The following is a 14462-nucleotide window of genomic DNA, read 5'->3' on the forward strand; positions in this document are numbered from 1 at the left end:
ATTTTTCCCCCCCCGGCTTTCCAGCCTCCAAAACTCTATTATCCCACCCCCCCCGTCATTGCGAGCGAAGCGACGCAATCCAGCGCCGTGCACTGCGCTGGATTGCTTCGCTTCGCTCGCAATGACGCTTGCCCTGCCCCCTCAGCGGTCCAGCGCTTCGCCTCGCAACCATGCCGCGCCGCTGGCGTAAAGCCGCTCCACGGCGTCGCCTTTGAGGCCGGGCATGTCCGGCTTGATCGGATAGCCGAGGCCACTCTGCAGATAGGCCAGATGCCGATAGCCCTCGGGAAAGCGCGCCAGCAGCGCCGGGTCGAGCGTCAGCTTCGCCGCCGGGTCGACCGGGTCCATCCGGTCCTTCTCGTAGATCGGCTGCCGCAGCACGAAGCCCCAGCGGCCGGCGCGCTTCTCGAGGAAATCGTAGAATCGGCCGGTGCAGACGACGTCGACCAGGACGTCGTGCACACTGGCGCGCTGCGAGATCGTCATCTTGGTCTGCGAGATCGCGCGATCACCGGCGAGGTCGATCGCCTGGCCGCCAAGGAAATGCAGGATCGAAAGGCCCTTGGCCCAGCCGGCCTTGCTGATGGCGATGAATTCGTCGGCGGTGCCCTGGGTCCAGGTCGCCATCATCCGCCCATCGTCGAACCAGACGGTGCGGAACCGGTCCCAATCGCCGGCGTCGCGCCACACCGCCCAATTCTCGATCAGATCCCGGATCGCGAGCCTGTCCTGCTGTGTGGAATCCATTCCGTGCCCCGCCGCCATGATGAGCGCGGCACTATACGGATGCGACAGCGACGCGGCGAGAGGGCAGCCGCGCAGCGGTGCCCTGCTTCAAACCTCTTGTCAGCAGGCGCGCTGGCGGCTCAGCTGCGAATCTCGGAATGATCCTGCAGCATCGCGCTCAGCCGCGGATGCACCTCGATGTTGCGGTCGTAGCTGATCAGACCGAGCTTGCGGAACTTGTTCATGAAGAAGCTGACGCGCGAGCGCGTGGTGCCGATCATTTCGGCCAGCGTTTCCTGGCTGATATGCGGCGCGATCGGCTGCGCCTCGCCGGCGTTGTCGAGCTTCGACAGCCGCAGCAGCAAGCGCGCCAGCCGCTTTTCGCTGGAGTTGAACAGCTGATCGATCAGGTCTTCTTCCATGCCGCGGTTGCGCAGCAGCAGGTGGCGAATGAACATCGCCGCGAAATCGGGCTCGGTGCGCAGCGTCTCGACCATTAGGGACTTGCTGATCGACGCCACGACGCAGTCGCGCATCGCGATGGTGGTGGCGCATCGGGTCTCGTCGCCGACCAGACAGCCGTCGCCGAAAAACTGCCCGGAATGAACGAGGCCGGTTGCGGCCTCCTTGCCCTGCGCAGACAGCACCACGACCTTGATGCGCCCATCCAGCAGGAAGAACACGCTGTCGGCGTTGTCGCCCTGGGAGAAGATCACCTGATCGCGCGCGAAGCGCACGACCGATTTTCCGACTCCCGGCTTGGTCAGGAACTCGCGATGGTCGAAGTCAAAACCCAGCTTCATCAACCTTCTCCCACTCCGCATAGAAGCTGTCGCATGCGGGAAGGATAGACCGCCGCCGATGCCGAAGGTCGGTAAAATATCGGCCCCTCGGGAAGGTACGAGGTCGCTGGCGGTTGGTTTCAGCGTCGCGGCGGGCGCGGCGGTTCCCAGAAATTCGCCGGCGGGAACAGTCTCGCTGCTACGGCCGCCGCCGGACCATCTCAGGTGACGACCATCTGCCTGTCAGTGACGGCACTCACACCACCGGGGTGGTCCGTTCATCGCTCCAGGACAAGCCGAATTCGTCGAGGCCGGCAGCCAGATAGTCGCCGAGCAGCGGCTCGCCGAGAAGATAGCGCGCGGTTCGGCCGTTGCGGCCATCGGCCGCCTCGCTGCGCAGATCGTCCCACTCCTCGATCGTGCCGTCGCCGCGGCCGAGCCGCATCAGCGCCACCAGATCGATCTGCTCCTCCTCGGTCATCGCACTGATGAAGCCGGCGATCTCCTGCACCACCGGGTCGTCACCACTGTCCTGCAGAACATCGATCATGTTGTCATCGGCGCCATTCGAGCCGGAGTCGGCGTCGGTGTCGCTTTCCTTGACGTCGAATTCGCGCGCCTTCTCGATCAGGAAGGCAACCTTGTCGGTCGAAATCGCGAGTTCGGGCATAGGACGTCCTCCATGATGTGCGCGGCAGCGTCTGGTCCGGCGATGCGGCTAACGCGCCGGAGCGCTGGATGATCCGTTGCGCCGTGCCGGCAAAACCAGCATGCTTCGGCAAAAGACCAACAACAGGGAGAGACGTGGGATGGCTTGGACGATCGGCAAGGTCAAAATCACCAAAATCGTCGAGATGGCCCTCACCGGCGGCACCCGGTTCATCCTTCCCCAAGCCACCCCCGAACAGACCCGAGAAATGCCCTGGCTGATCCCCGACTTCGCCAGCCCGGAAGGCCGGCTCGTCATGTCGGTGCACAGCTGGGTGGTGGAAACGCCGACGCGCAGGATCGTCGTCGACACCTGCATCGGCAACGACAAGCAGGGCCGCGGCGTGCCGCATTGGAATGGTCTCGACAAGCCGTTTTTGCAGGACATGGCCGCCGCCGGCTATCCGGCCGACAGCATCGACACGGTGATTTGCACGCATCTGCACGTCGATCATGTCGGCTGGAACACCAGGCTGGTCGAGGATCGCTGGATTCCGACCTTCGACAATGCGCGCTACCTGTTCGGCCGAACCGAATATGATTACTGGAAAACTCACAGCACGGATGCGGCGCATGCCGCGGTGTTCGCCGACTCGGTGCAGCCGGTCGTTGAGGCCGGCAAGGTCGATCTGGTGGACAGCGACGCACGGCTGACCGACGAGATCACGCTGATCCCGACGCCGGGCCACAGCGCCGGCCACATGGCGCTCCACATCCGCTCCGAGGGTGAAGAAGCGCTGCTGTCGGGCGACGTCGCCCATCACCCGTGTCAGATGGCACATCTCGACTGGTCGTCGAGCTTCGATACGGATGAGCAGCAATCCACGAAGACGCGGCGAACGCTGTTCTCGCGTTTCGCCGATACGCCGACGCTGGTGTTCGGCGGACATTTCGGCCCCGGCCGAATTCTGCGCGACGGCGACGCTTTCCGATTTGTGGCGACGCAGTGACCAGGCCTGCATGGCGTGCCCGCGTGCGCGACGGTTGAATTTGGCTTGGCGCTGTTCCATGAGGTGAGCGCAACAAACTACGGAGGAAGCGCGGCATGAAGCTGGTTCGTTACGGGGCGATGGGGCACGAGAAGCCCGGTCTGATCGACAAGTCGGGGAAGCTCCGCGACCTCTCGGGACAAGTTGCGGATCTCGCCGGCGAAGCTTTGTCGCCCGCGGGTCTCGCCAAGCTCGCCGCGCTCGATCCGGATGGTCTGCCGGAAGTCCCGGGCACGCCCCGACTGGGTTCGCCGGTCGGCGGCACGCCGAAGTTCATCGCCATCGGCCTAAACTACGCCGACCACGCTGCCGAAGCCGGCATGCCGATTCCGGCCGAACCGATCGTGTTCATGAAGGCGGCAAGCTCGCTGTGCGGCCCCAATGACGATGTCGAGAAGCCGCGGGGCTCGACCAAGCTCGACTGGGAAGTCGAGCTCGCCATCGTGATCGGCACCCGGGCCAAATACGTCTCCGAAGCCGACGCGCTGAACTACGTCGCCGGCTACGCGCTGTGCAACGACGTCTCCGAGCGCAATTTCCAGCTCGAGCGGGTCGGACAGTGGACCAAGGGCAAGTCGCACGACACCTTCGGCCCGCTCGGCCCATGGCTCGTCACCAAGGACGCGGTCGGCGACGTGCACAATCTCGGCATGTGGCTCGACGTCAACGGCCAGCGCTGCCAGACCGGCTCGACTGCGACGATGATCTTCAACGTGCCGAAGATCGTGTCCTATCTGTCGGAGCTGATGACGCTATTGCCCGGCGACATCATCACCACCGGCACCCCGCCCGGCGTCGGCATGGGCATGAAGCCGCCGAAGTTCCTCGACGTGGGCGACGTCATGACTCTCGGCATCGACGGCCTCGGCGAGCAGAAGCAGACCATCGTGGCGGTCTGAGATTTGTTAGTCCAGCTACTTAAGACGCGTCATTCCGGGGCGCGCGTAGCGCGAACCCGGAATCCATAACCACCGCCAGGGGATATGGATTCCGGGCCTGCGCGCCAAGGGGCGCATCCCGGAATGACGAACGCTCAAGCCCCGCACCCGACGCCGTGAGGAGTTCTCTCATGAAGCTCTCGTTCTCTCCCGCCTCACCGTTCGCCCGCAAGGTGCGGATCGCGGCTATCGAGCTCGGACTGATCGATCAGATCGACTTCATGGCGGCCGCAACTACGCCGGGGCAGCCGAACGAAGACTACATCCGGCAGGTCAATCCGCTGAAGAAGCTGCCGGCCCTGATCCTCGACAGCGGCGAAGTGATCATCGACTCCTTCGTGATCGTCGAATATCTCGACGACCTCGCCGGCGGCGGCAAGCTGACCCCGTCGTCGGGGCCGGAGCGATGGCGTGTGCGCAGCGATCATTCGCTGCTGCAGGGCATGATGGAATCGATGCTGCTATGCCGCTACGAAAAGCTGGTGCGGCCGAAGGATTTCTTCTGGCAGGCCTGGTACGACGATCACTGGCACCGCGCCTGGACCGGCTTCGCCAAATTCGACGCCAACGACAAAGTCCTCGATGGGCCGTTCGACATCGTGCAGATCGCGCTGACCTGCGCGCTCGGCTATGCGGACTTCCGGTTTGCCGAGTGCGGCTGGCGCGACGCTTATCCGAAGCTGGCGGCGTTCAACGAGCGGATGATGCAGCGCGAGTCGGTGAAGATTTCGATGCCGCCGCCGGCGTAAGCGGCTTGTGGCGAACTTGCGGCGGCGCTTGCCACCGGTCACGGCTCACTCGAACAGGCTCGGCGTGTAGTTGACCACTGCGCCTTCGATCGCCAGCAGCTTCAGCTTGGTGGCGACGCCGCCATTGGCCGAAAACCCACCGGGCTTGCCGCCGGCCGCGAGCACGCGATGGCACGGCACGATGATCGGCACCGGATTGCGGCCGAGCGCCTGGCCAACTTCGCGTGACAACCCAACGCCGCCGAGCTGCTTGGCAATGTCGCCGTAACTCAGCGTCCGGCCCGGCGCAATCGTTCGCGTGATAGTATAGACGCCGCGCTGGAAATCCGAAACGTCGGTCAGATCTACCGGGATGTCGGTGAGATCGACCGGCTCGCCCGCGATCAGCGCGACGATGCCGTCGATCGCGTGCTGCACATCGGGCGGCGGCGCACGCTCCGGAAGATCACCATAACGTTGACTGATGCGCGCGCGGGTCTGCGCGTCGCTCGGCTGCGGCAGTTGCACCGCGACGATGCCGCGGTCGCCCCAAGCGATGCCGCAGCGGCCGAGGGCGGTGTCGAACATCGTGGTGCTGTGCGCCGTCATGAGCAACCGTCCGTGTCTGATCGGACCGAGACTAATCCTCGCGGGCGCAGCGATCCACCCGATCTCAGGGCTTTGCACCGCGCTCGAGGCTGTCGGCGATCGCCGCCAGCCAGGCGCCGCGCTGCTGCTGCAGGGATTTGGCCCGCGCGGCCGCGGCGGCGCGCAGCACCGGCAGCGTATCGATCATGGTGGCGAGGCCGTTCACCAGCGCCTCGTGCTGGAACGGTTCAGGCAGCACCAGCCCGGCGCCGCTGCGCTCGATCTCGCCCGCATACCCGCAGGCCGCGCTCGCCAGCACCGGCACGCCCGCCAGCAGCGCCTCGCCGACCACCTGGCCGGCCGCTTCGGAGCGCGCCGGGTGCAGCATGAAGTCGGCGGCGGCGATCAGATCGATCACTTCGGCCACGTAAGGCACGATCCGAACCCGGTCTTCGAGATCGTGCCGGACCACGCGGCGATGCAGCCAGGCGGAGTCCGAGCCGGCGATCACGAGATGCAGCTTCGGATACAGCTTCAGCGCCGCAAGGCTGCGATCGACGCCTTTCAGCTTCGGATCGACCGCGACCGACACCGCCAGCAGCGCGTCGTCGGATATGCGCAATTCCGCTCGCCGGTTCGTGGCGCCGAGCTTGCGCGCGGCGACGTAGCGGTCGTCGTGCAGCACCATCGGCAGCACGCTGGCGCGCGACGGCTCGAAGTCATAGGCGATGCAGTATTCGTCGCGTTGGCGCTCGGTGAGGAAGAACAGCCGCGTTTTTGCCGGCGACGCGAACACGGCGCGCTCCAGCGCCAGCTTGGTCCGACGCCGCGGCGGCCATGCCAGCCACCGCCAGTCGCGCAGAATCGCGGCGCCGTCGGCTACGTAGTGAAAGTCCGACTCCGGAATACGCTCGAACGCCAGCAGTACGTCCGGCGCCGTGCGGCGCTGATGCGCGATCACCGCCCGGGCGAATTCGCGCAGCAGCACGTGGTTGGCAAGGCCGCGGACGCGGAGCTTCTCGATGCGCAGATCGCCGAGCCCCGCGACCTCGGCCGACGTCGTCAGCACCGTCACGTCATGCCCGCGCGCCGCGAGGTGTCGCGCGATGGCGACGCAATCGCGCTCCTTGCCGCCCTGCTTGTCGAGCTTGAAAATCGCCAGCACGACCTTCATGGCAGGCGCCGGCTCATCGTAGAGATCCAGATCATCACAACGGCGCGGTTTATAACCTCTCCAGACTGCACGGTGCAACGCGGTGGCGAGCGCGGACGGTGCCTGCATTGCAGCGTTGCGAGCGGATGACACGGCTTTGGCTTGCTCATGAACTCCGTCATGGCCGGGCTTGTCCCGGCCATCCACGCCTTTACTGGATTTTCGGCAGCAAGGCGTGGATGCCCGGCACAAGGCCGGGCATGACGAGTGCAAACGGAAATACCTGAGTCAAAACGGCCGCGCTGGGTTTGCCAGCATGGCTCGCCTCTCGCACGAGAGCATCCCGGAGCCCGTGCTATTCCCCCGGCACCAACCGCGCGACCGCCGCGCGCGTCATGCGCTGGTGGCGGCGGCGGGACAGATACAGCAGCAGGCCGGTGACGGCGAATAGCGGCATCGCCAGCGCCGCCAGCATGAACAGCAGCTTGCCGGGCCAGCCGAGAAAGGCGCCGCGGTGGATGTCGAGTACGCGGGCCAGCAGGCGTTCGCCGGTGGTCTTGCCGGCGTAGAGTTCGCGCGACAGGGGGGCGCCGGTGGCGGCGTCGAACTTCAAATCGTCGTGGCGGCCGTCGGCCGGCTCGCTCAGCCACGCCCGAACCCGAATGGCGGGCTCGGCGCCGCTCGGCAGCGTCAGCCGCGCCGAGGCAAAGGCGTCGCCGCGCTCCTGCAGCAGGCTTGCCCAGGCGCGATCGAGCTGCGCGGCAGGCGTCGCCGCGCTTGTGACCGGGCGCTCGGCACGAGCCGCCTTGCCGCCGGGTGCCTTCGCCGGCATCGGCTCGGCGGCGGCCGGCGCGCGTGCGAACAACCAGGTTGCGCCGGCCTTGTACCAGTCGAACGACCACCACAGTCCAGTCAGCACCATCACCAGATAGATCAGCATCGCCCAGGTGCCGACCACGGAATGCAGCGAGCGGTGCAGGCCGCGGCCGTGCAGCCGCAGATTGGGTTTGAGCCAGATCTTCAGACTGCCCGGCCGGTGCGGCCAGCGCAGCACCAGGCCGCTGATCAGCATCGCGATCAGCGCCAGCGCCGCGATCCCGGTGATCAGCCGGCCATAGCCCTTGCCGTCGCCCGGCAGCAGCAGCCAGCGGTGCAGCTTGCGCACCGTCGCGAAGAACTCCTCGCCGGCCGGATGGCCAAGAACGCGGCCGTCATAGGGATCGACATAGAGCGACGACGGGCGCGAGCGGTCCTCGTTGCGGGCGAAGCGAATACGCACCGCAGCCGCGGGATCGCGCGACAGCGTGATCGAGGCGACCGGGTTGTCGTTCGCCGCCTGCACGCGCCCGATCAGTTCATCCGGGAGCAGCCGAGCAGTCGCACGCGGCTCGACGCGCATCAGCCTGGCATTGAGGCCGGCCAGTATCTCATCTTCGAAACTCATCATCGCGCCGGTGACGGCGATCAGCGTCAGCAGCAGCGCCAGCGCCAGACCGACGATCGAGTGCAGCTGAAACAGCGTGGCTTTGACCGCGGCGCGCATCGTCAGGCCTTGCACCAACGGTCGCGTTGCCGCAGCGCCCGCATCAGAACTTCACCGTCGCGGCAAGCGAGAACCGCCGCGCGTCTCCGACCGCGACGTTCAGCGTGTTGACGGCCGACGGATAATACACGCTGTCGAACAGGTTCTTGACGTTGAACTGATAGGTCACCGGGAACGGACCCGTCTGGGTCTGATAGCTCGCAAAAATGTCCGCCACGGTGTAGGCCGGCAGCACGAACGAATTGGTGCTGTCGCCGGGCCTATCGCCGACATAGCGCGGCCCGCCGCCGATGCGCAGCCGGCCCGGCAGCGCGGTGCCGAAATCATAGACCAGGAACAGCGACGCGGTGTTCATCGCGACGTTCTGCAGCCGCTTGCCTACCAGCGCCGGATCCTCGGTGACGATCGCGTCGGTGTAGCCGTAGCTGGCGATCGTGCTCCAGTGATCGTCGAGCCGGCCGGTGACGTCGAACTCGACGCCGCGAGAGCGAACCTTGCCGGCGGCGCGATACTCGTTGAGACCGGTGCCGGCGTTGAACTGCGACACCAGCACGTTCTTTTTGTCGATGTCGTAGACGGCGAGCGTGCCGGACAGCCGCTTGTTGAGGTCGAATTTTAGTCCGGCCTCATATTGAGTGCCCTCTTCGGGCGCGATGTTCGAGCCGATGACGAAGCCGCCGGTCAGCGGCGCGATGCTCGAGGTCGGCTGCAGCGACTGGGTGTAGCTGGCGTAAAGCGACACCTGCTCGTTCAGCTTCAGGATCGCGCCGGCGAGCGGCAGTACCTTGCTGCCGTCGAGATTGGTGTTGGCGGTGAACGGCCGGCCGCGGCCGGCGAGCTGGTCGTATTCCATCCAGCGCAGGCCGCCGACGAGCGCCAGCCAGTTGGTGACGTGCAGCGTATCCTGCAGGAACAGCGAGCGGGTTTCGAGCTGGTCGGTCTGGTTGCTGTCGGTGGCCGACACCGTCGTGCCGGGCTGCACCAGGCCGTAGGTCGGATTGTAGAAGTTAAAGTTCGGCGTCGCCTGCCGGATCAGATCCTGGCGATAGATCACGCGGCGCTGAGCATCGCCGCCGACCAGCAGCTCGTTGCGAAAGTCGCCGACCCAGAAATTGCCCTGCAGATAGGACGTGCCGTAGCTGACATAGGCCATCGCGCCCTTGGTGCCGTCGTTGCTGCGGCGCTCGACCCCGGTCTTGGCGTCGACCGCGGTGATACGCAGTTGATTGGCATCGTAGGTCTCGCTGTTGAAACTGTAGGCAGCGGTGACTTTCCAATTGTCGTCGAGCCGGTGCTCGATCGAGCCCTGCACCAGATCCGACTTGCCCCAGGTGCGGTTGAACGGCTCGTCGAGCCGGCGCGTCGCCGGAATCGCCAGCGGTGCGCCATTGACGAAAGCGGTGCCGCGGTCGAACGGGTAGCTGAACTCGCGATGCTCGTAGCCGAACTGCACCGTGGTGCGCTCGCCATACCAGGCCAACGACGGCGCGATCAGCATCTCGCGATTGGCGCCGAAATTGCGCCAGTAGTCCTCGTCGAGGCCCGAACCGACAAACCGATAGGCGACGCCGCCATCGCCGATCGGGCCGGTGACGTCGACAACCGCCTGGCTGCCGTTCTTGCCGCCGCCGAAGCTCGAACCGATCACGCTGAGCGAGCCGTGCTGATACAGTTCGGGGCGCTTGCTGATGGTGTTGACGATGCCGCCCGGGGTCTGGATGCCGTACAGCAGCGAGGCCGGGCCCTTCAGCACTTCGACGCTTTCGACGTCGGCACCGAGCGCGCGGCCCTGCACCAGCGGCATGCCGTTGCGCATGATCGAGCCGTCGCGGTTATCACCGAAGCCGCGGCGGATCACGGCGTCGAACGAGCCGGCCAGCGTGTTGGTCTGGGTGACGCCGCTGACATTGCCGAGCGCGTCGTCGAGATTGCGCGGCAACTGATCCTTCAGCACCTGCTCGGGCACGACATTGACGGTTTGCGAACTATCGAGCGGCGAGGCGCCGCTGCGCAGCGTGGTCGGGCTCGGCATCGCCCGGTAGCCGAGTTTCTGTTCGTTGATCACCGCGGCGGCTGCGGCCGCGCGTTCGGACGGCGTCGGCGGCGCCGGGGCCGGCGCGGGCTGTCGCGCCGCACGGCGCACCGCCGCACGCGGCGGCGTCCGGGTCGAGGGCGCGGCTGCGGTCCGCTTCGCCGCGCGGTTCGGCGCTTCGACCGTGACCGACGGCAGTTCGGTGCTGGGTTGCGCACGGGCCGTATCGGTTGCGGTTAGTCCGGCGAGACACAGAACCCCGGCGGTCGTGGACGCAGCGATGGCGCGACGCCTACGCCGGTGATCGATCGACATTCCGTACTGCTTTCGGCGACGAGAGATGATCCTCCGCCTTTAGCAGGGGGCCCGGGTGATGAGAACGCGGCAGCGTTTGAAATGCCTCTAAGACGAAGCCGCATTGGTGCTCGCATCGCCTCGCGGCAGCTTAAGGTTGCAGCAACTCGGCACAATATCGCCGCGACTACAGCCGTTCGCCTCTTGTTAGAGTCAGAGCCGGCAGAGGTGACGTCGCCTCTCGCGCAACCTCGTGGTGAGAAGATGCGAAGCGCCGTCTCGGACCATGAGCCATTGGTGTGGCGTGGCTAAATTCGTAGAGACGCCGGGCCTCGCCGGGCTTCTCAATGCCTCGCCGAGAACTCGCCCTTTAGATTTTGGCACCTCCGCCTCCACGCGTCTTGCCCGGCCTTGTGCCGGGCATCCACGCCTTGCTGGAGCCAATGCAGGAAAGGCGTGGATGGCCGGGACAAGCCCGGCCATGACGGAGATTGTTGGCAAATCAAGCAAATTGGAAAGTGGCCGTGAACCGAGCTGAGTTTTCAGTCAGCCTCGACAGGGCGATAGCGCTTCAATCAATCCATGAACCGCTCTTAAGCGTTTGCGTCTTCGACAAACGAAAACGCCGCCTCCAAAGGAGGCGGCGTGATGATGGATCAGGCAGGAGGGACTATTCGTCCTCGTCGAGGGCTTCGGACAGCTTGTCGTAGTTCTTCAGCACCAGATCGATGTTGCTCTGGTTCTTGACGGTGGGGCCCGGCGACTTCAGCGCCTCGTTGAGATCGGCGAGCGCCTGCTTCTTGTCGTCGGCCGACATCTTGGTATCGGCCTCGACCAGCGCGATCTGCGCCTTCAGTTCGGCCTCCGGACCGACGTAGGTCTTGGTCTTGGCATCGACGCCGGCCATCACCATGCTGATCGCCTCGACCACGTCGCTGTACTCGCCGTAGTCGGCGAAGCCGTGCTTCTTGGCGGTGCTGTCGAGTTGCTGCACGATCTTCGGGTCGGGCTTGGCCTGCGGATCGTCCGGCATCTTTGCGGCGATCGCGTCGAGATCCTTGTGGGCCGCGAGTACGCCTTGGATCTGCTTGTCGGTCAGGGTGATCTCTTTCAGGGCCGGCGTCGACGGTGCAGCGGCCTCGGGTGCGGGCTGCACCGGGGCGCTCTGGGTGCCTTGAGCGGTCTGCGCCCGCACCGCGACGGGTGCGGTCGACGCGAGCGCAACAGCCAGACAACCGGCGCCGAACGAGGCGGCGACGGGACGAAAACGATGGCGCATGCAATTCTCCTTGGGGAAGTCCGGCCTGGGTGAGTCCGCCCTGGTGGGTCTCACCGGCGATTCTCCGGTTCAGGCCAAATCTCGACGCCGATTAGGGCCGAACCAAGATGAAGCGAGGTTGAACACACCTTGCGACAACGATGGATCGCCGCGAGCGGTCGGCGCCGGCTGCGGTCGTCCGGGGACGCCGCCCGCGGCAACGGGCGGCATCACCACGGGCCCGAGCGTCAGACCGTCGAAATTCCATCGATCGGCGAGATGTCGCCGACGAAGCGCAGCAGATCCGCCATCGTGAAGGTGCCCGCAACCTGGGCCGGCAACGTCGGCTTCCAATCCTTGCCCTTCAGCCAGAGATACGATTGGTGATCGCCATGAACGAGGCCGACGAAGACTTCGGCCAGCAGCGTGGCACCGACCGGGCCAAGCCGCTCGCCGCCGCCGCGCTGCTCGGCTTCCTTGAGGATGTAGTACCAGAACGGCGTCTGTTCGTGCAGGCCGTGCTTCTTCGCCACGGCACCGTCGGTGCCTTTGGCGATCTCGTCGGGCGTGAGCGGCGACGGGATGCGCATCGCCTTGGCGACATCCTGTCCGGATGGCAGTCCGAGCAGCACGCCGCGCTTGAGATTGCGGAACGGCAGAACATTGTTGGGTGACTGCTCGCCGGGCAGCTTGTGCAGCGCCGGCACGACGAACGGATCGAGCTTGCGGGAATGGTTCTTCGTCACCCCCGCCGGATTGGTGTCGAGGACGTCGTAGAACCGCCGCCAGTCGATGATCCAGTTGCTCGGCAGCACCGAGATCGGCGTCGGACCGGTCGGCGGATTCGGCGCGAGGTCACCGACGATGCCGCCCGACAGGCCGGTGAAGGTGAACAGCAGTTGCAGCGTCGCCGGGGTCGTACCGCCGGGTGTGAAGATGCGGTTGTAGCTGTACGCCTCTCGCACCATGCTGTGACCAAGTCGGTAGACCCCGGCCGAGAACTCGACCGGCATGTAGGGCGTGGTCTTGAAGCGGTAGAAGCGCCGCCCCTGTTCGAGAATGCGGGCGACGATTCCTTTTTCGGTGATACGCTCGACGAAATCGTGCAGCACCATCCATTGGTAGTGCCAGGTCACCGTCTGCCGCGCTTCGGCGAACACGGTTGCGGCCGGACGGCCGGCGGCGATCAGTTGGTCGCAAACCTTGTTGTGGAATTTAAGCATTGCCAGATGGCTCTGCGCCACCGCGAGATTCTCGTCGTTGCGATGGTCGCCGATCAGCGCGAATCCCTCGGGGCTGCGCGGCAGATCGTTGCGGTGATCGCCGGTGATGCCCCCGAGCGCGACGTTGATGGTCTTGCCGATCAGCAGCTTCGGCCCCGGGCTCTTGCCGTTGGCGTCGCCGGGATTGCGGGCGTAAAGCTGCCGGCTCCCGTCCGGGCCGAGGCCGTAGATTGAATCGAGGTCCAGCGCCGGCGTTCGGAAATTTCGCACCGCGTTGGGGTCGTCCTGCTTCTCGCCGAACGCGGTGAGGTCGAGCGTGATATCGTGATCGACGAACTGGCCCAGATAGGTGAAGCCCGCCGGCACCTTGGTATTGTCGCCGGCCGGATCGTTCGGCGCCGCGTCCAGCATCGCGTCGGCGAGTTCCTTGAGCGCCGTGTCGCTGACCGCGAGCGGCCGCAGGTCAGGAAACATGCGGCCGAACATTCCGGGATCGGTGTGGCCGGACAGCGTATCGAGAAATTCACGGGTCGGATGCCGGCCAGCCTTGCCGTGGCCGGGGATGACGTTGACGTCGTATGCCATGAGGCGACTCCCTGACTTTTCTGACTGCCAAATCGTGACGAGCGCCAACGAAATGTGCTGTGGAAGCCAAGGCTGCGCGGCGCGCTCAATACGATCGTTAAAATGCGAAATTCAGCCGCGGAACGTGATGCTCCGCCGCCCCGGACCGAAAGAGAAGACACGAATTTGTGAGACGCCCGCCGGTCCTGACCTCGCTACCATCGCGAAGCGGATCCGCCCCGATCGCCCGATTGAGGCGTGTAGCAAGCAATCAGCGCGCGGGCATGAAGTCGCGGCGCATCTCGGCGTCGGTGTAGAACGAGATACCGCCGTCCAGATCTCTTACCAACCACTCGTCGAGATAAACAATCTGCGCGCCGCTGCGCCGATCGTGCCGCAATTCAACCCGGCCCTCGACGCCACGCTGCAGCGAGCAGCATCCCTGCACCCAACTCGGCCATTGATGAAACGGTTGGCCGCGAAACTGCCAAGCCAGAAGGCCGGAGTCCAAGGGGCGGCGGCTGAGGTGCAGAACTGGATCCACATTCGTCTCCGATCGATCAGGTCACCCTGACAGAACGCCCGTGATCGACAAAGGGTTGCTTCCGGAACCTTGGAGAGCCACCGCCAAACCACCACCGCAGGTTGCCTTGGCGTGCGGCCGCAAGGGCGGCCTCGAAATCCAACCTCTTCTCCGCCCCGCGCCTGTCATTCCGGGGCGGCCGCAGCGCAGCTGCGGGCGAACCCGGAATCCCGCAGCGTTCTGCGACTCAGCCGTTTCCACAACATCGGGATTCCGGGTTCGCTCGCAAGTGCGAGCGCCCCGGAATGACGGTGCTTGGGGTTAGGGCGAGCGTCGCGGAATGATGGGGTGGACGGCCCCCGAACGGCATCGATGTGCCAGACTGAGGTTGTCGTAACTTCAGACGAGGGAGC

13 protein-coding genes are annotated in these 14462 nt (G+C 65.4%); 3 read left to right on the top strand and 10 right to left on the bottom strand.

The annotated features are described in order from the left end of the window. Positions 1–141: 141 nt before the first annotated feature. The 3 genes from D4Q52_RS25385 to D4Q52_RS25395 all read right to left on the bottom strand — a co-directional run bounded on the left by D4Q52_RS25385 (position 142) and on the right by D4Q52_RS25395 (position 2178). Positions 142–747 (bottom strand): nuclear transport factor 2 family protein, encoded by a 606-nt coding sequence (locus tag D4Q52_RS25385; RefSeq protein WP_119859368.1) that lies wholly within the window; start codon positions 745–747, stop codon positions 142–144. Between the two features lie 119 nt (positions 748–866). Further along, positions 867–1529 carry a Crp/Fnr family transcriptional regulator gene (locus D4Q52_RS25390; protein WP_119859369.1) on the bottom strand — a complete coding sequence of 221 codons (663 nt, stop codon included), beginning with the start codon at positions 1527–1529 and terminating at the stop codon, positions 867–869. 235 nt (positions 1530–1764) lie between these two features. Next, positions 1765–2178: a DUF3775 domain-containing protein gene (locus D4Q52_RS25395; RefSeq protein ID WP_119859370.1), complete on the bottom strand. Its 414-nt coding sequence runs from the start codon at positions 2176–2178 to the stop codon at positions 1765–1767. Between the two features lie 139 nt (positions 2179–2317). Here D4Q52_RS25395 and D4Q52_RS25400 point away from each other — a divergent pair, with 139 nt between their 5' ends. The 3 genes from D4Q52_RS25400 (at position 2318) to D4Q52_RS25410 (ending at position 4892) form a co-directional block, all read left to right on the top strand. Then, positions 2318–3166, top strand: coding sequence for an MBL fold metallo-hydrolase (locus tag D4Q52_RS25400; RefSeq protein ID WP_119859371.1), 849 nt, complete (start codon positions 2318–2320; stop codon positions 3164–3166). A gap of 95 nt (positions 3167–3261) precedes the next feature. Then, the gene (locus D4Q52_RS25405; RefSeq protein ID WP_119859372.1) at positions 3262–4104 is read left to right on the top strand and encodes a fumarylacetoacetate hydrolase family protein; all 843 of its coding nucleotides are present in this window, start codon (positions 3262–3264) and stop codon (positions 4102–4104) included. Between the two features lie 170 nt (positions 4105–4274). Further along, positions 4275–4892: a glutathione S-transferase family protein gene (locus D4Q52_RS25410; protein WP_119859373.1), complete on the top strand. Its 618-nt coding sequence runs from the start codon at positions 4275–4277 to the stop codon at positions 4890–4892. A gap of 45 nt (positions 4893–4937) precedes the next feature. Here the strand turns inward: D4Q52_RS25410 and D4Q52_RS25415 are convergent, their stop codons facing one another. The 7 genes from D4Q52_RS25415 to D4Q52_RS25445 form a co-directional block, all read right to left on the bottom strand. Continuing rightward, positions 4938–5480 carry a methylated-DNA--[protein]-cysteine S-methyltransferase gene (locus D4Q52_RS25415; protein WP_119859374.1) on the bottom strand — a complete coding sequence of 181 codons (543 nt, stop codon included), beginning with the start codon at positions 5478–5480 and terminating at the stop codon, positions 4938–4940. 64 nt (positions 5481–5544) lie between these two features. Then, entirely contained in the window at positions 5545–6633 is a 1089-nt protein-coding gene (locus D4Q52_RS25420; protein ID WP_119859375.1) for a glycosyltransferase family 4 protein, read from the bottom strand. A gap of 334 nt (positions 6634–6967) precedes the next feature. Then, the gene (locus D4Q52_RS25425) at positions 6968–8155 is read right to left on the bottom strand and encodes a PepSY-associated TM helix domain-containing protein (protein ID WP_119859380.1); all 1188 of its coding nucleotides are present in this window, start codon (positions 8153–8155) and stop codon (positions 6968–6970) included. Positions 8156–8198: 43 nt separating this feature from the next. After that, a complete protein-coding gene (locus tag D4Q52_RS25430; RefSeq protein ID WP_119859376.1) occupies positions 8199–10502 on the bottom strand; it encodes a TonB-dependent siderophore receptor in 2304 nt (767 codons plus the stop codon). Between the two features lie 649 nt (positions 10503–11151). Then, complete coding sequence (locus tag D4Q52_RS25435) at positions 11152–11760, bottom strand: hypothetical protein (protein ID WP_119859377.1); 609 nt, start codon at positions 11758–11760, stop codon at positions 11152–11154. A gap of 227 nt (positions 11761–11987) precedes the next feature. Continuing rightward, positions 11988–13547 (bottom strand): peroxidase family protein, encoded by a 1560-nt coding sequence (locus D4Q52_RS25440; RefSeq protein ID WP_119859378.1) that lies wholly within the window; start codon positions 13545–13547, stop codon positions 11988–11990. A gap of 250 nt (positions 13548–13797) precedes the next feature. Continuing rightward, entirely contained in the window at positions 13798–14070 is a 273-nt protein-coding gene (locus D4Q52_RS25445; RefSeq protein WP_119859379.1) for a hypothetical protein, read from the bottom strand. Between the last annotated feature and the right edge of the window lie 392 nt (positions 14071–14462).

The sequence above is a fragment of the Rhodopseudomonas palustris genome (assembly GCF_003591005.1).
In the GTDB taxonomy this organism is placed as follows: domain Bacteria; phylum Pseudomonadota; class Alphaproteobacteria; order Rhizobiales; family Xanthobacteraceae; genus Rhodopseudomonas; species Rhodopseudomonas palustris_K.